We start from the raw sequence: 16,383 nt of genomic DNA on the forward strand, positions 1-16,383 counted from the left end.
TTAGCTTGCTATTCTTATATAGGATTACAATTTGTTATATCTGGTTTCGTCATGATTAAATGCAGACGCAGAAGCATCATTGCTTATTTTCAAAATATAGCTGTCGAATGCTTTGGCTGAATTCGTGCTTTTGGATCTATATAATTTTTGGCATTATTAATCGCTGTCGGGCCCTCGCCGAATCCTGTAGCGATTAATTTTACTTTACCATCATACGTACAAATATCACCGGCTGCATAGATGCCGGGGATGTTGGTTTCCATTTTGGAATTCACAACAATACTGTTTCGTTCGATTGCTAATCCCCAGTTTTTAATGGAGCCAAGGCTCGATATAAAGCCATAGTTACAAATAATATCGTCTATCTCCAGCTCGATCAGCTCTTTGCCCTTTACCTCCTGCAGAAGGAGCTTTTCAATACGATTTTTGGCAACAATTGCTGTTGGAGCAAATGGAGTAAGCTTTTCAATGCTGGATGTATGTAATTGATGGACACTGTGTTCATGCGCACGAAATTGATCTCTGCGATGAATTAATGTAACCTTTGCAGCAACTTTTTCCAGCATGAGTGCCCAGTCTACGGCAGAATCTCCACCGCCTAGAATCGCTACATGCTTATCTTTGTATTTATTCATATCCTGTACATAATAATGCAGATTTGTGCCTTCAAATGCCTCGCTATCGCCAACATTTAATTTTCTTGGTTGAAAAGCACCGTTACCGGCTGTGATAATCATTGTTTTCGTTAAATGCTCTTCCCCTGTATTGGAAATAAGGCGAAATGTATGATCGTCTAAACGCTCTACGGTTTCGACAGACTGCCCGAGTACAATTTCAGGGTCAAACATCCTTGCTTGTTCTTCCAATTGATTGATAAGCTCCTGCGCCCGTATTTTTGGGAACCCGGCAACATCATAAATATATTTTTCCGGATAAAGCGCTGTTAACTGTCCGCCAATGTGAGGCAGGCTTTCAATGATCTTTACACTTACCTGGCGCATCCCCCCGTAAAAGGCAGTAAATAATCCGGTCGGTCCAGCTCCAATAATGGTTACATCAAAAACTTTCACCATACAATACCTCTTTTCTTTAATGAAATGTTATAGGATTTGCTGCATACAATCAGTTACATGGCGATAAAAAAATGAGTAGCTTTATTTGTAGAAATCTCAAATAAAAACCATGTTATTACACTTTTTATACCTAAAAGTATAATAATAGTGAATTTTAAAGTCAAGGCTATAGCAAAGATTAAAAAGCGTAAAAAATATATTTATACTTATGGGTTGAAAAAGTATATAAAATCATATAAACTGAAAATTATTAAAATATATTTAGGAGGAGTTACACATGGCAAAATTTGAATTACCAGAACTACCTTACGCATACGATGCATTGGAACCATCGATCGACAAAGAAACAATGAACATTCATCATACGAAGCATCACAACACCTACGTGACGAAATTAAATGATGCACTGGAAGGACATGAAGATCTGCAGAACAAATCCATTGATGCGCTTGTGGCTGATCTGGATGCCGTTCCGGAAAGCATTCGTACGGCAGTACGCAACAACGGCGGCGGACATGCTAACCACAGCTTTTTCTGGACGTTACTATCTCCAAATGGCGGCGGCGAGCCAACAGGAGAGCTGGCTGATAAAATCAACAGCAAATTCGGCTCCTTCGATCAATTTAAAGAAGATTTTGCAGCGGCAGCAGCAGGACGCTTCGGTTCAGGCTGGGCATGGCTCGTATTAAATAATGGTGAGCTTGAAATTACAAGCACGCCAAACCAGGATTCCCCATTAACAGAAGGGAAGACACCATTACTAGGATTGGATGTATGGGAGCATGCATACTATCTTAACTATCAAAACAGACGCCCGGAATATATTTCTGCATTCTGGAATGTAGTAAGCTGGGATAAAGTAGCTAGTAATTACGAAGCTGCGAAATAAGTGATAAAGAAAAAAGTTTGCAGGTATATGCTTATATCTGTGAACTTTTTTTGTGCTGAGAAAGTGTGAAAATATGTATTTCCCTTGAAATAATTTGTTCATTATTAAACTTTGATAAAGAACGGAATACTGTTTTTAATATCGGTGATTGGGAACATAGATACTATGGAAATAAACCCGAACAGTAAGATGAATGTAAAAATACAGTTGGAAAGGATCGATGAATATGAATTTGGAAGAGCTTCTATCAAAAATGGAGACAGAAGGTGTCATTCATGGCGGTTCAGATGTGAATAAGGCAATGGTCGCGGTATCAAGTGAAACAAGACGCTTATGCGCACAATTGAATAATGGTGTGTATACAAGTGAAGAGATCAGGCAGCAGGTGTCTGAAATTATTGGACAGGAATTGGATGAAGGCTTTTCTTTATTTGTACCCTTCATATCAGATTTTGGAAAGAACATTAAAATAGGGCAAATGTATTCATTAATGCTGGATGTAAGTTCCAGGACCAAGGGAAAATCATCATTGGAGACGAAAGCTTAATCGGTCATAATGTTGTTTTTGCAACCATAAATCATGATTTTAATCCTTTAAACAGGGGAACGATGTATCTAAAACCGATTGAATTGAAAAAAAGAACGTGGATTGGTTCGCATTCGACGATTCTTCCAGGTGTTACTGTTGGTGAAAATGCAGTCGTTGCCGCTGGATCAGTCGTTACCAGGGATGTTGCACCGGATACGATTGTTGGCGGGAATCCAGCAAAATTTATAGCAAATGTAGAGGATAAAATAAAGTGATCACTATTATTTTAGCTTACAGAAAAGCGGATACGATTTGATATTATGAACAAGTTAGTCTAAAATTTCTTGTCAAATACGTATAGCAGGGATTTCTATTGAAGTGTTGATTGGATACTTTACTCTATTTAAAAATGAAGAGGTTTCTACTATTCTGACACGTATAGAAGATAACAAAGGTTATTCGAAATAGAATTATTAGCAATCATTAGAAAAAGTGTATATTCTTAACCAAAAGGAGGATGTTTTTAATGGAATATGTAAAGTTCGGTAATACCGGTTTAGATGTATCACGTATCTGTTTAGGAGCAATGGGATTTGGTGATCCCGAAAAGTGGATTCATAAGTGGGTTTTAGATGAAGAAAAAAGCCGGCCCGTCATAAAAAAAGCAATCGATTTAGGTATTAATTTCTTTGATACTGCCAATATCTATTCCATGGGGGAAAGTGAAAGGATTCTTGGTAAAGCTTTAAAAGATTACGCAAACCGTGATGATATTGTTCTTGCTACCAAAGTTCACCAGACCATGCGTCCTAATCGTCCGAATGGGGGAGGTTTATCCCGAAAAGTAATCATGAGTGAAATAGATCATAGTTTAGAACGCCTTGAGACAGATTATGTAGATTTATATATTATTCATCGTTGGGACTACGATACGCCAATTGAAGAAACAATGGAAGCACTGCATGACGTGGTCAAATCCGGTAAAGCACGTTATATCGGAGCCAGTGCCATGTATGCTTGGCAATTTCAAAAAGCACAACGGGTGGCAGAGCGAAATGGCTGGACGAAATTTGTTTCGATGCAAAATCATTATAATTTAATCTATCGGGAAGAGGAACGTGAAATGATTCCGTTTTGCCAGGATGAGAAAATAGCAATTACGCCGTATAGTCCACTTGCTTCAGGGAGATTGACACGTGATTGGTCTCAAACGACATTTCGCTCTGAAACAGACACTGTACAACAATCCAAGTATGATACGATGATGGAATCGGATTATGGTATTGTGAAACGTTTGGGTGAAGTAGCAAAAAATCGTCATACAACAAAAGATAAAGTTGCGTTAGCCTGGCTTCTCAATCAGGACCAAGTGGTTGCTCCAATCATCGGTGCACAAAAAGAAAGCCATATTGAAAGCTCAGTAGCCGCACTGGATATTAAGTTAGCGCCTATGGAGATGCATTATCTGGAAGAATTATATATTCCTCATCCAGTAGTTGGAGCTCTTTCTAATCCCAAAAGTAACTATTAAATAACTTTGAGTGGGAAGCTAATAGAATCATTAATAAAATTCACTTTACAGAGAATGTACAAAAAGTCCAATAAAAGGACAAAGTGCTAAAAAGGACCTTCTGCTAAGAACACTCACATCGTGTGAGCAGCATAGAAGTCGGAGCAGCTTGTGAAAGTTCATTCGTAAAAAATACGTCGCCTTGAACATTCGACGCACAAATGTTTTTGGTGGGGTGAGTAATCGCAATGGTTTTCGATGGGACGAGTAACCGCAGTCCCAAAAGCTCTTCGGTGGGGCGAATAATCGCAGTCCCAGTCTCAGTCCCAATTCCAGGACGTGCTAGTGTCGGCGTTAGGACGTTGCGACTTTAACCGACTGGTTCTTTTTTATCTGGCTTTTTGAACACGCGCTATAACTAATCAAAATAATGTCGGGGAGCAGGGATAAAAATGAAAAAAACGATGTATATGATGCGACACGGTCAGACGCTTTTTAATATACGCAGGAAAATTCAAGGAGCGTGTGACTCACCCTTGACAGAAGAAGGAATAAAGCAAGCGCAAATAGCAAGCGGGTACTTTCGTGATATTACCCTCGACGAAGCATACAGTTCCACTTCGGAAAGATGCTGCGATACATTGGAATTGATTACGGATTTACCTTATAAACGATTAAAGGGTTTGAAGGAAATGAATTTTGGTGTATTTGAAGGAGAAAGCGAGGACTTAAATCCGAAAGATAAAAGCACTTTTTTTCTTCAATATGGTGGGGAATCGAGAGAACAAGTCAAAGACAGAGTGGTAGAAAGCTGTTTGGATATTATGAATAAAGATGGACATCAATCCGTGTTGGTTGTATCCCATGCAGGTGCCTGTTTGCATTTTATGCGCAAGTGGATGGACGCAACCGAAGAACTAAATAAAGGTTTCACCAATTGCTGTATATTTAAGTATGAATTTGATACAGAGGAACAAACCTTTACTTTAGTCGATTCAATTAGACCTGTATAGGAACCAGCTGATTTTCCTTAATCACTTCTTTGGTGTTTCACTTCCATTCAATAGTGGAGCAAACATAGAAAGCAGCGGGTATTTCATTAACAGAGCAGGATTTAAAGCAAATCGATGCTGTGTATCCGGAGCCTCTCTCCAAGCAGCCGCTAACGTTATGGTAGGTAAAGTAATAAAGAATTTTCATAGTATATCAGGATAGGAGCAGTCAGGGAAGAGGAACCCCGGCTGCTTTTTTAGGATTACGCCACTATATGTCCGTGAACAGAATATAGGTTAAAAAACAGACGGAGTTATTCGTTGACATGAAGTCTACTTTATCTTGTGAAGTTTCATTATCACAGTGGAAAGAGAGCTGCTGAATATTCATAGAGTAATTTGTCAATAATAAAAGATAACTAATTTAAAAAAGCAATTCGTTTAAATATTGGACCTGTTATAGTAACATAAATGATAGAAAGGTTCAGGCAGATAAGGAGGGTGATGATGGAACAGGAGAAGGTATTAGAAAGCAGTCAGATTCAAGACGTTTTAAATAATGTCAATAACGTTATTTTCGGTAAAGAGGAAATTATCAAGCTTAGTCTGGTGGCATTACTAACAGAAGGGCATGTCTTATTAGAGGATGTTCCCGGTGTAGGGAAAACCATGCTGGTCCGTACGTTGGCAAAATCGGTAAATTGTGATTTTACTAGAATTCAATTTACACCGGACTTACTTCCATCGGATGTGACAGGCGTATCTATCTATAACCCGAAGGAATTAGAATTTGAGTTTCGGGAAGGTCCCGTTTTTGGAAATATTCTGTTAGCAGATGAAATTAATCGGACATCGCCAAAGACCCAGTCGGCATTACTGGAAGCGATGGAAGAAAAAAGTGTCACGGTGGATGGGAAGACACGACGGTTGAAAAGTCCCTTCTTTGTGATGGCAACGCAAAACCCAATTGAATATGAGGGAACCTATCCTTTGCCGGAAGCACAGCTGGACCGTTTTCTATTAAAACTGCGTATGGGCTATCCGACCTATAATGATGAATTAGAAATGCTGTCGAGAAATAGAAACCATCATCCCATCGAAGAAATTCAAGCAGTGATGTCGCAGGATGAGCTGCTGTTGGCACAGGAAGAAGCGAAAAATGTTTATATAGATGAAACGATTCAGCAATACATTCTGAATATAGTCACTCGTACCAGAGCACACAGCTCGATTTATTTAGGAGTAAGTCCAAGAGGGTCACTTGCCTTAATGGAAGCTTCGAAGGCATATGCGTATATTGAGGACAGAGATTATGTCATCCCGGATGATGTAAAGTATTTGGCTCCCTTTGTGTTGGCTCATCGAATTAATTTGACAGCAGAAGCACGTTATCAGGGGAAATCAAATGAAGCAGTGATTGATTCGATTATTCAGTCTGCCCATATCCCGATTAAGAAAGGTCTGGCAGAATGAAGGAAAATCTCCGTGTCCTTTTTCGCAGTGTCGGTGTGTTGGCATTGATGATTATTCTCTTCTGCTACGCGATGTTTCAAGGGGGATTTGTAAGCTGGTTTTTATTTTATGGCTACCTGCCAATTGGGGTATACCAGCTTCTCTTTGCTTGCTATCCCTTGCGTGCATGGCAGGTTTACCGGGAAATTGAGAACCCGGTCCGGCAAGCCGGTGATGAAATCGTAGTGAAGGTACATATGAAACGGAATCTTCCTTTTCCCTTATTATATTGTACTTTTGAAGAAAAATTTCCTCCGTCTTTAATGAAGGAAGATACGAAGAAGGCGAAATATCATTCTTCCCAAATGTCAGAACAAATGACGGTCTCCCGCAGGCTGATACGCATGTTGTTTCCTCTCTTTCGCAGACATTTCACATTCAGCTACTCCCTGCAATCTCTGCCGCGTGGAGAGCATGTATTGGATAAAGTAACGATTCAAACGGGAGAAATATTTGGTTTTATCAAGAAAAGCCGTGATTTTCAGGTCGAAAATAGATTTGTTGTCTATCCATATGTACATGATATCCGTTTCATGAGCGATCTCACAAGCTATGAACAGGGGGGCGTTGTATCCAATCAATTACAGCAAATGCATACAACGATTGCCTCAGGTGTCAGAGAATATGCTCCGGGTGATCGTTTTACATGGATTGACTGGAAGCAGACAGCGAGAAAGCAAACGATGATGACAAAGGAATTTGACCGGGAGAAAAGCATGGATATTCTGCTGGTTCATGATAGTTTTATGCATCAGAAGAAAAATCAGCTAATCTATGAAGCTTCGATTGAAATGAGTTTATCTCTTATGGAGCAGCTGGAAAAGAAAGACTATCAGACAAGCTTTGTTTCTATTGGGAAGAAGGCGCATTTATTTGAATTAGGACATCATGAGCAGCAAATAGAGCTGGTGAAGGATTATCTTTTGACTGCGAGACCGGAAGAACAGGGGGATTTTTCGATGCGATTCCGTGAAGAAATGGTTCGCTTCCATCAAGCAGATATTATTTTTCTCATTGTAACATCGATGGATTCTCATGTCGTACAGACCATTCAGGAGGTAAAGCAGCGTATGAAGCATTTATCCGTCCTTTATATCCATCCTGGAAAACTTCTGTCTGAAGAGGAAAAGCATATGCTGGAGCCGCTCCGTTTCTCAGGTATAGCTGTGCAGGAATTAAGTCTGGAGCAGCTTGCAACGGACCCTGTTGAGGTGATATTTAAATGACCAGAAACCCGACACAAACAAAAACGCTGCATACACTTCTATTATATATTGCAGGATTTTGCCTTTTCTTAGAATGGCTTTATCCGCTTGAGGATATTTCGGAAACAAGCATTGGCGTGTTTATTTTATTTGCACTATATTGCTTTTTCATTTCCTATTTTCAGTTACATTGGCTGGTCAGTTTTCCTGTAAAGGGCTTCGGTTTGCTGTTGATTGTTCACCTGCTTTACTTTGAAACAAGCTTTTTAGATCTGCAATGGATCGCAGAAACCTTGCAGGAAATAACTTATAATATTGGGCTGATGTTTTCCGGACAATGGTATATGCTCACTACCTTTTTCAGAAGTCTGTTATTCCTGCTTCTTATTTGGCTGATGAGCTATCTGCTTTATTATTGGTTTGTCAGAATGAAGAACATTATCTTATTTATTATTTTGACCTTTGTATATATTGGAATTTTAGATACATTTACTGTATATGAAGGTGCAGCCGCAATTGTACGTATTTTCGTTATTTCTTTTATTGCGCTTGGAATGTCGAGCCTGAGTAAGGAGGTTGAAAATAAACGTATTCCGATCTCTGTTGCCGAGCGGTTAAAATATTGGCTTCTCCCGCTTGTTCTGCTAGTGGCGGTTGTAACCTTTATCGGCTATCAGGCACCGAAAGCGGGCCCGCAATGGCCGGACCCTGTGCCGTTTTTAGAAAATGCGGCAGGTAATATGAGGGGTGATGATGGATCAGGAATGGGGCGGGTAGGCTATGGAGAAGATGATTCCCAATTAGGAGGCTCCTTTGCTCAGGACAATACCGTTCTTTTCGAAGCTGTGGTGGAAGAAGACCACTATTGGCGGATTGAAACAAAGGATGTTTATACAGGAAAGGGCTGGGAGACATCTCAGGATAGAAGCCTGCTTGACCAGGCAAATGGGCAGATTACATTAACAACCTTTCAGGACAGTGTGGATACGGATTCATTAAATACAGAAATCAATTTTACCGGGAGCAGCCGTTTACCCAGGCTGGTGTATCCTTATGGGGTTGCTTCTATTTCAGCGGAGGATAATATTGATTTTCACCTGAATGAAAGCCTGGAAGCAATCGAAACGACACGGAATGGCCAAAATAGCGTTATAAGTTCCTATGAAATAAACTATGAGAATCCATCCTTTGATATTAACGCTCTGCGAAATAGTCCGGAAGAGGAGCCAAGATCGATTTCTAACCGTTATACACAGCTGCCGGATAATCTTCCGGAAAGAGTGGGGGATTTAGCAGCAGAAATAACAGCAGGATATGAGACAAGGTATGATAAAGCACGGGCAATTGAGCGTTATTTCAGTGCAAATGACTTTGAATATCAGACAACAGATATCCCGGTTCCGGGAGAAGAGGAAGACTATGTGGATCAATTTTTATTTGAGACACAAGCAGGCTATTGTGATAACTTCTCGACAGCAATGGTTGTCATGCTCCGGTCTGAGGATATCCCGGCAAGATGGGTGAAGGGATTTACAAGCGGTGAAAGGATAGACTCGAATCTCGAGGAAGAAACGCATGTGAATCAGGTTACGAACAGCAATGCTCATTCATGGGTGGAGGTATATTTTCCGGAGGTAGGCTGGGTACCATTTGAGCCGACACAGGGATTCACAAATATGGCTGATTTCCATACCGATATGGATGAAAATGATACACCTGTTACGGAGGAAGAAGATGCGCTGGAAGCACCAGAATTTGATCAGAATGAAGAGGTAGAAGAGGAAGAAGGAACCAATGAAGCCGAAGAGCAGGACGGAGATACAGCCGCTTCGGATGAAGATACAGGAAATTCTGTACAAACATTCTATCTTCTTATTGGAATAGGAATTATTCTTTTACTGATTTTATTTGTCCTTTACAAAAAGAGAAGAGCGATACGCATCTTTTTCTTACAAAGGAAACTGGAGCATCATTTTGACGAAGCTGCATTCCAGACAGCATATCTCTATCTGTTAAAGCTGGCACATAAAACAGGCTATTCGCGCAGCAGTGATGAAACATTAAGAGAATATGCCCAAAGAATAGATGAGAACCTCCATACGGAGGAAATGAGCAAGCTGACCAAAGTCTATGAACAGATGGTTTACAGCAAAGGGTTGACAGATGACAGAGAAGAAATAATTCAATTATGGAAAAATTTAATCAATCAAATAATGCCTTGACCCGGAGCGCATCAATTAGTAGAATGAAAAAGGAAATACTGTGAGGACGATGGAAGAGCATCCCTCTGCGTAATGAAAAAATTATCCATTTTAAATATGCCTTTCGTATATCCTCGAAAATAAGGTTCGAAAGTTTCTACCGGATCACCGTAAATGATCCGACTATGAAGGCAGAAGAAGGTTCATTTATGCTTCCCGGATTCTGCCTTTCTATGTTTTTTGTGCGTCAGTTGCAGAAGTAGAAAGGTGAATCCGGGATTTTTAATAGGCGAAGCAAAGGTAAAGGAACGAATCGTTCATCATCTATCCTTTAGAAAAGATACAGATTGGAGTCTAGTTATGGAAAATAATGAATTAGTACTGGTTTTAGATTTTGGCAGTCAATATAACCAATTAATTACACGTCGTATCCGTGAGTTCGGTGTGTACAGTGAGCTTCATTCACATAAATTAACTGCTGCAGAAATTAAGGAAATGAATCCAAAAGGAATCATTCTTTCCGGCGGACCGCACAGCGTTTACGGCGAAGACAGCTTCCGCTGTGATGAGGAAATCTTTAACTTGGGAATTCCTGTCCTGGGAATTTGCTATGGCATGCAATTAATGTCCCTGCACTTTGGCGGAAAAGTAGAAGCATCTAAAAACCGCGAATATGGAAAAGCATTAATTGAATTAAATGAAAGCCCGGCTCTGTTTAAAGACACGCCGACAAAACAGACGGTATGGATGAGCCACGGCGATAAAGTAACAGCAGCACCGCCTTCCTTCGTGGTAGATGCAACAAGCCCGTCCACACCAGTTGCTGCAATCAGCGATACAGATAAGCAGATGTATGGAGTACAATTCCATCCGGAAGTACGTCATTCCGAGTATGGAAATGATTTATTAAACAGCTTCGTTTTCGATGTATGTAAATGTACAGGCGACTGGACAATTGCCAACTTTATCGAAATGGAAACAGAAAAAATCAAGGAAACCGTCGGCGACCGTAAAGTACTTTGTGCATTAAGCGGCGGCGTAGATTCTTCTGTTGTTGCAGCGTTAATTCATAAAGCAATCGGTGACCAGCTGACTTGTATTTTCGTTGATCACGGTCTTCTTCGTAAAAATGAAGCAGATGATGTCATGGACGTCTTTGCAGAAGACTTCCAGATGAACATTATCAAAGTGGATGCAAAGGACCGATTCTTATCTAAATTAGCAGGTGTTTCCGATCCGGAACAAAAACGTAAAATCATCGGAAATGAATTCATCTACGTATTTGATGATGAAGCAGCCAAATTAAAGGATATTGACTTCCTGGCACAGGGAACACTATACACAGATGTGATTGAGAGTGGTACAGAAACAGCACAAACCATCAAATCACATCACAATGTAGGCGGCCTGCCGGAAGATATGCAATTTGAATTAATCGAACCATTAAATACATTATTTAAAGATGAGGTACGTGAATTAGGTTCGCAGCTTGGAATTCCTGACCGCATCGTTTGGCGTCAGCCATTCCCGGGACCAGGACTCGCTATCCGTATCCTCGGTGAAGTAACAGAAGAGCATTTAGAAATCGTTCGTGAATCGGATGCAATCCTTCGTGAGGAAATTGCAAAAGCTGGTCTTGACCGCGATATCTGGCAATACTTCACTGTCCTTCCAAACATTAAGAGTGTTGGTGTAATGGGAGATGCCCGTACGTATGCACATACGATTGGTATTCGTGCGGTAACTTCAATTGATGGAATGACTTCGGATTGGGCGCGGATCCCTTGGGATGTGTTGGAGAAGATTTCTACTCGTTTGGTGAATGATGTGGATAATATAAACAGAGTAGTTTATGATGTTACCTCTAAGCCTCCAGCTACGATAGAGTGGGAGTAAATTGTTAACATAAATTAAAGTAAAAAAGGCTATTATACAACATTTATTGAAACGTGAAATAGACTAAAAAACTAAAAAATAAATCCCTGCCAAGATTTTTCTTAGCAGGGTCTTATTTTGAAAAAAATATAACGATGTTCTAGGTTGATGTTAAATAAAGATAGTTAGAAATTTTACTCTATGGAATCAAGACTCATAAGTTATTGCTTCTCATACTTTTTTGTACTCTTTACAACGAAATAAACTATATATTAAAAATGAAAGGATTAAGCTTTTTATGGAAATAAAAGATATTATTACAATTATAGGAGTTTTATTCTCTATTGCTGTAGCTATAAAAACATTGTTTTTCAGTTCAAGTAAACCAACTATTAATATTGAAGGGAATAACAACACCGCTAAAATAAAAAATGAAAAAAATACAACTAACATTTCTAAAACTACCAAAACAGTTATTATCCCTCCAAAAAACTCTAATAATAACTCTAATTCTTCAGAAAACGAAGTAGTTTTAATGCTTTTACGCATTTTATGCTTCATAATTGGAATTGTGTTTATTTTAACATTTAATACCTATATAGTGGCTATTCTGTCAGTTTTAATTGTTATTTCTCTACTTTTAAATGTTGCTCGAACAAAAAAGTATAGATTAACATCGCAAGAAATTTTCTTTGTCATTATTGAACATGTTTTCCTTTCTATAATAGTCCTATTTGCATTATATATGCCGGAACAGCTTAAAAATTTACTAGGCCAATTTAAACCCTTTAATGTTAATGGATTTAGCTTTTTTATTGATTGGCTAACTGATTCTGTAAAAATAATATTGAGTAGCCTGAATAAAGATGAAATGTTTAATGTCGGAATTGTTCTATTATTAAGGATTGTAGGTACTGTATTTTTAACTAGCTTAATTCTTAACAAATTTCCTAAGAAAACTTTTATTCGAAAAATCCAAAATTTTAGAGAGAATTCAAAATCAAGCTATTTTTCTTTAGCTTTATCGTGCTTTTTTATACTTCTTTTGTTACAAAGCTCATTTCTCTACTATCCTTTGAAAGACTTGTTGTCTCCTATAATGGAAAGTATTAGAGATAGTATAAGCATTTGGTTTAATAAGTAACTATTAAAAAAGAAACTCTGTAATGATTTTCCTAAGCAAGGTTTCTTTTTAGCTGAAATAACAAATTAATCCATCACTTTTTTCTTATCAATGACTAAACTTTTTATTTTGCCATGAATATAAATGTAATATTTTAAGATTAAATAGTGACAGAATGTTTTGCATGCTGTAAGACCTTACATCAGCTTGAATAATCCATCAAACGTATAATCTATGCTTGAAGGACACATAAATCGTACTGCCCTCTTCATTAGTAGATTAGCAGTACGATTTCCATCAAACATTATTGATTTTTTCCATCTGCTCTAATTTTGCTTAGGATAACAAAACAGACAAAGGTTACTTAGCAGGTAAACCAAGCCCTTTGGCTATTCCCTCCGCATGTCCTTGTGCTATTTCTTCTATAAAAGCTTCGTTTTTCAGCTTATCTGCATCTTCTGCATTATCGATAACCCCATTTTCCGTTAAGGTGGCTGGTGAACTCGATTCACGTAAAACATGTAAATTGGCTTCTTTTTCCCCGCGATCGGTGAATCCTGTTTGTTCCACTGTTTCATTGTGGATTGTTTTTCTTGTAGCGTTCGTTCTTTCCTTATTATCATAGCTTCCGTTCCATGTAAAAGATTCATAGCCTGTAGGATTACCTGCATTAATATGTATGGAAACAAAAAAGTTAGCTCCCCAATTATTTGCTTCATTTGTTCTCGCATTTAATGATTTGGTAACATCGGACGTTCGAGAAAGCTTAATCGTGTGACCGCTATACTGCTCATTTAAAATGTCTCTGGTTTTCAAGGCGATTTCCAACATTATATCCTTTTCCTGTAAACCGTTCGCTGATGCTCCTGGGTCAGATCCGCCATGTCCTGGATCGATATAAATGCGCGTGTTTGCTGCTTCTACTACATTATGGGAAATGGTTATACTTGTTAGGGCAATTCCCCAAATGATAGAAACAAACAGAAACATTTTAAGTCCCGTTTTACTTGTTTTGAAAGAATAATGCTATCTCCTCCTTCTATATAGCTATTCAACCATTTTAGGTTCCATCAAAAAATTTGCCGACAGGTCGATATGTTGATAGATTGATAAAATATATTTCTATATGTTTGAAAAATTGTAAAAAGATAGGATATAGAAATTTCGTTTACTCCTTGTTAGAGAGTAGGTTTGTAAGAGTTCTCTATAATCCATTTTTTTATATCTGAATTGAACAGCTATTATAAGTGGAAAGAGCATCCTGTCAGCAATCAAGATTTTAATTGGATGATTGTAGAACAAAACATATGGCGCGAATTTTAACTATCTTAGAATTCGTGCCACTCAATTATTTATGTTATTCATCCTCTTCTTCAATACGGAATAAATCATTCATATCTTTAATATTTAATGCACTTACAATTTTATCTATGTGTTCTAATTGGATTCGTTGACGCTTGCCACTTGCCAGTTCACTAAGCGTTGCACGTCGGATGCCTGTTTTAATATGTAACTGTGTGATGGATAAATCATGACGATGTAGTAATTGATTTAGCTGCAAATGTACTTTTTTCAATGTTAAATCCCTCCTTTTATATTGACTGTACCTTAAAGCGTACAGTATAATTGCATTAATAGTGTACCTATAAAAGTACAAATTAATCTTATTAAAAGGAGAGATTTCATGATTACTGATCCAGAGGCACAAGAGATATTAGAAAAAGAATTGAATCACAAATTATACATTGCGGAAATGCAAGAAAGATTAGTTGCTGTTACGTATTATTTAATTTCTGATGATTTATATACAGTGGAACACGCTATTCCCGAATTAATTAAACTGATTAATTTATTAGAAAAAGAGCAAGAAGGAATCACTTATTGTATTGGAAAGCTGGATGGAATTTCTTTTAAGCACAGAGGTTAGGAAGTTGTCTCACACTTGATTGTAAAACATAGAGAAAATGCTTTTATTTTATATACAAGCACTTAGTTATATTATTATTAAATAACCACCATAAAAAGCTTGATGGTTCTTAAAATAATTGTACCGTTTTATACCTTTGGTTACAATGTGTCCAAAGTGCGTTTTTATGGAAAACATAATTCCTCAATAGGATCAGATTGTTAAGTAATAAACTTTATAAAAGTCAAATTGTCCATTTACACAATGAAATAAGAAATAGTTTGGATGAGATGCTGAAATGCCTGAGAAAGCCATATTTCAATGAATCTTAGAATGAAAGATTAGGAGATAATAGATGACAAAAGAATTTAAAAAATATAATAAAGTAGTCCAGGAGAAAAAAGCCAAAATAAAAGAACTGAGTACGTACTTAGAAAACGGATTATATACTTTTGATGAGGATCTTAGAACTGTTTTTAACACAGCAAAAACCAGTCACCCTATGATTAATAATCTTAAAAATACAAAAAAAGAAGATCAACTTTCACTGGAAATTGAAGATACTAGACAGAAGTATTTTAATGGAAGTATCTTATGGTTCTGTATTAATGGCGATATCAGAATTTTTTCAGATGATGAAATACTTGTCATTTGTACCGATAAAGAAAGTTATCAAAGGAAAATAGCAAACTATACTTATTTTTCATCTTTCTTCCGTATTCCTGCATTAATCAGTCAAGACGCTAAGCATAATATGTTGACGGAAGCATTCATTCATTTTGAAGATAAAACAGATAACGATGAAGCATTCATTTTAAAAACAATATATGATGATTATCGTAGCTATTTCAGTTATCTAACTCTTCATACAAAGATTGATTATCAAACTTTGAATAGCTTATTAGACAGAAGCTCAAATGTGATTCATATCCATCAGTTTGAAAAAATAATAGAAAAAGTTGCCCCGGAATTATTTTCTCTGAATTTGCCGTTTATCAACTTACATGGCGATTTGTGGTCTGATAATATTCTTTTAAACGATGAAGCAGGGGAGAGAACTTTGTGGTATATCGATTGGGAGACTGCAGGTAAATATGTTTTCTTCTACGATTTTTTCAAATTTATTTGGAACGAATTAGACGTACATCATAATTATTTCTATTATAAGAGGTATATAGCAGGGGAATTTGACGAAGGGCTAACAAGTCTTTTCGCTATTTTTCATCTAAAGTTTCAACCAGAGTTTAGACAATCTTATTTTTGTCTCTTTTTCCTAAATTTTATTCTTAATGATACAGACAATATTGCGTTTGAATACAAACATGAGGAAATAATTAACTTTGAACGTAAGGTTTTCACATTAATGTCTTAATTCAGTTTCCATACTGTAAATGTAGCAAATCGAATTGAGCATCACTTATTATTTAAGAATAAGGGCGGGGATAGTTTGGGGACAATTCCAAAGATTTAACTACTTTTCACGCGATAAAATACTGTTAAATCAATCTTTGTGTCTGTAACTAATGATGATACCTATTGAGTGGGAATAAAAGGCTAACTTGATTTGA

The 16,383-nt window shown here is 37.6% G+C and carries 14 protein-coding genes, 1 pseudogene and 1 riboswitch; of the genes and pseudogenes, 12 read left to right on the forward strand and 3 right to left on the reverse strand.

The annotated features are described in order from the left end of the window. Positions 1–89: 89 nt before the first annotated feature. Positions 90–1,073, reverse strand: a complete 984-nt coding sequence (locus tag FLK20_RS17785) for an NAD(P)/FAD-dependent oxidoreductase (protein WP_152657939.1) — start codon at positions 1,071–1,073, stop codon at positions 90–92. 277 nt (positions 1,074–1,350) lie between these two features. Here FLK20_RS17785 and sodA point away from each other — a divergent pair, with 277 nt between their 5' ends. The 10 genes and pseudogenes from sodA to FLK20_RS17830 all read left to right on the forward strand — a co-directional run bounded on the left by sodA (position 1,351) and on the right by FLK20_RS17830 (position 12,930). Then, positions 1,351–1,962 (forward strand): superoxide dismutase SodA, encoded by a 612-nt coding sequence (sodA, locus tag FLK20_RS17790; RefSeq protein ID WP_152657940.1) that lies wholly within the window; start codon positions 1,351–1,353, stop codon positions 1,960–1,962. Positions 1,963–2,182: 220 nt separating this feature from the next. Continuing rightward, positions 2,183–2,509 (forward strand): LbetaH domain-containing protein, encoded by a 327-nt coding sequence (locus tag FLK20_RS21980; protein ID WP_227995121.1) that lies wholly within the window; start codon positions 2,183–2,185, stop codon positions 2,507–2,509. 95 nt (positions 2,510–2,604) lie between these two features. After that, positions 2,605–2,739, forward strand: a pseudogene (locus FLK20_RS21985) (DapH/DapD/GlmU-related protein); the annotation flags it as partial. A 278-nt stretch (positions 2,740–3,017) separates the two neighbouring features. Further along, entirely contained in the window at positions 3,018–4,022 is a 1,005-nt protein-coding gene (locus FLK20_RS17800) for an aldo/keto reductase (protein ID WP_152657941.1), read from the forward strand. Between the two features lie 431 nt (positions 4,023–4,453). Beyond that, positions 4,454–5,014 (forward strand): histidine phosphatase family protein, encoded by a 561-nt coding sequence (locus FLK20_RS17805; protein WP_152657942.1) that lies wholly within the window; start codon positions 4,454–4,456, stop codon positions 5,012–5,014. Between the two features lie 486 nt (positions 5,015–5,500). Then, on the forward strand, positions 5,501–6,466 hold the full coding sequence (locus tag FLK20_RS17810) for an AAA family ATPase (RefSeq protein ID WP_370453209.1): 966 nt from the start codon (positions 5,501–5,503) through the stop codon (positions 6,464–6,466). After that, complete coding sequence (locus FLK20_RS17815; RefSeq protein ID WP_152657943.1) at positions 6,463–7,731, forward strand: DUF58 domain-containing protein; 1,269 nt, start codon at positions 6,463–6,465, stop codon at positions 7,729–7,731. The genes FLK20_RS17810 and FLK20_RS17815 overlap by 4 nt, the downstream gene beginning before the upstream one ends. Next, entirely contained in the window at positions 7,728–9,932 is a 2,205-nt protein-coding gene (locus FLK20_RS17820) for a DUF4129 domain-containing transglutaminase family protein (protein WP_152657944.1), read from the forward strand. Before FLK20_RS17815 ends, FLK20_RS17820 begins: the two co-directional genes overlap by 4 nt. An 83-nt stretch (positions 9,933–10,015) precedes the next feature. Then, positions 10,016–10,117, forward strand: a riboswitch (purine riboswitch). Between the two features lie 154 nt (positions 10,118–10,271). Continuing rightward, positions 10,272–11,807 (forward strand): glutamine-hydrolyzing GMP synthase, encoded by a 1,536-nt coding sequence (guaA, locus tag FLK20_RS17825; RefSeq protein WP_152657953.1) that lies wholly within the window; start codon positions 10,272–10,274, stop codon positions 11,805–11,807. 277 nt (positions 11,808–12,084) lie between these two features. Continuing rightward, a complete protein-coding gene (locus FLK20_RS17830; protein WP_152657945.1) occupies positions 12,085–12,930 on the forward strand; it encodes a hypothetical protein in 846 nt (281 codons plus the stop codon). Positions 12,931–13,269: 339 nt separating this feature from the next. Here the strand turns inward: FLK20_RS17830 and FLK20_RS17835 are convergent, their stop codons facing one another. Beyond that, entirely contained in the window at positions 13,270–13,899 is a 630-nt protein-coding gene (locus FLK20_RS17835; RefSeq protein WP_152657946.1) for an N-acetylmuramoyl-L-alanine amidase family protein, read from the reverse strand. Positions 13,900–14,266: 367 nt separating this feature from the next. Then, a complete protein-coding gene (locus tag FLK20_RS17840; protein WP_152657947.1) occupies positions 14,267–14,485 on the reverse strand; it encodes a helix-turn-helix domain-containing protein in 219 nt (72 codons plus the stop codon). Between the two features lie 108 nt (positions 14,486–14,593). On the opposite strand from FLK20_RS17840, the gene FLK20_RS17845 reads away from it, so the two are divergent. Both FLK20_RS17845 and FLK20_RS17850 read left to right on the forward strand, forming a co-directional pair. After that, positions 14,594–14,836, forward strand: coding sequence for a hypothetical protein (locus FLK20_RS17845; protein WP_152657948.1), 243 nt, complete (start codon positions 14,594–14,596; stop codon positions 14,834–14,836). A gap of 334 nt (positions 14,837–15,170) precedes the next feature. After that, positions 15,171–16,187, forward strand: coding sequence for a phosphotransferase (locus tag FLK20_RS17850; protein ID WP_152657949.1), 1,017 nt, complete (start codon positions 15,171–15,173; stop codon positions 16,185–16,187). The last annotated feature ends 196 nt before the right edge of the window (positions 16,188–16,383 follow it).

This window comes from Oceanobacillus sp. CFH 90083 (genome assembly GCF_009389585.1).
Classification (GTDB): Bacteria; Bacillota; Bacilli; order Bacillales; family Amphibacillaceae; genus Oceanobacillus.

Excerpts from the sequence above, each read along its gene's own strand:
- FLK20_RS17785 (WP_152657939.1), bottom strand. The coding sequence starts at position 1,073 with ATGGTGAAAGTTTTTGATGTAACCATTATTGGAGCTGGACCGACCGGA.
- sodA (WP_152657940.1), top strand. The coding sequence starts at position 1,351 with ATGGCAAAATTTGAATTACCAGAACTACCTTACGCATACGATGCATTG.
- FLK20_RS21980 (WP_227995121.1), top strand. The coding sequence starts at position 2,183 with ATGAATATGAATTTGGAAGAGCTTCTATCAAAAATGGAGACAGAAGGT.
- FLK20_RS17800 (WP_152657941.1), top strand. The coding sequence starts at position 3,018 with ATGGAATATGTAAAGTTCGGTAATACCGGTTTAGATGTATCACGTATC.
- FLK20_RS17805 (WP_152657942.1), top strand. The coding sequence starts at position 4,454 with ATGAAAAAAACGATGTATATGATGCGACACGGTCAGACGCTTTTTAAT.
- FLK20_RS17810 (WP_370453209.1), top strand. The coding sequence starts at position 5,501 with ATGGAACAGGAGAAGGTATTAGAAAGCAGTCAGATTCAAGACGTTTTA.
- FLK20_RS17815 (WP_152657943.1), top strand. The coding sequence starts at position 6,463 with ATGAAGGAAAATCTCCGTGTCCTTTTTCGCAGTGTCGGTGTGTTGGCA.
- FLK20_RS17820 (WP_152657944.1), top strand. The coding sequence starts at position 7,728 with ATGACCAGAAACCCGACACAAACAAAAACGCTGCATACACTTCTATTA.
- guaA (WP_152657953.1), top strand. The coding sequence starts at position 10,272 with ATGGAAAATAATGAATTAGTACTGGTTTTAGATTTTGGCAGTCAATAT.
- FLK20_RS17830 (WP_152657945.1), top strand. The coding sequence starts at position 12,085 with ATGGAAATAAAAGATATTATTACAATTATAGGAGTTTTATTCTCTATT.
- FLK20_RS17835 (WP_152657946.1), bottom strand. The coding sequence starts at position 13,899 with ATGTTTCTGTTTGTTTCTATCATTTGGGGAATTGCCCTAACAAGTATA.
- FLK20_RS17845 (WP_152657948.1), top strand. The coding sequence starts at position 14,594 with ATGATTACTGATCCAGAGGCACAAGAGATATTAGAAAAAGAATTGAAT.
- FLK20_RS17850 (WP_152657949.1), top strand. The coding sequence starts at position 15,171 with ATGACAAAAGAATTTAAAAAATATAATAAAGTAGTCCAGGAGAAAAAA.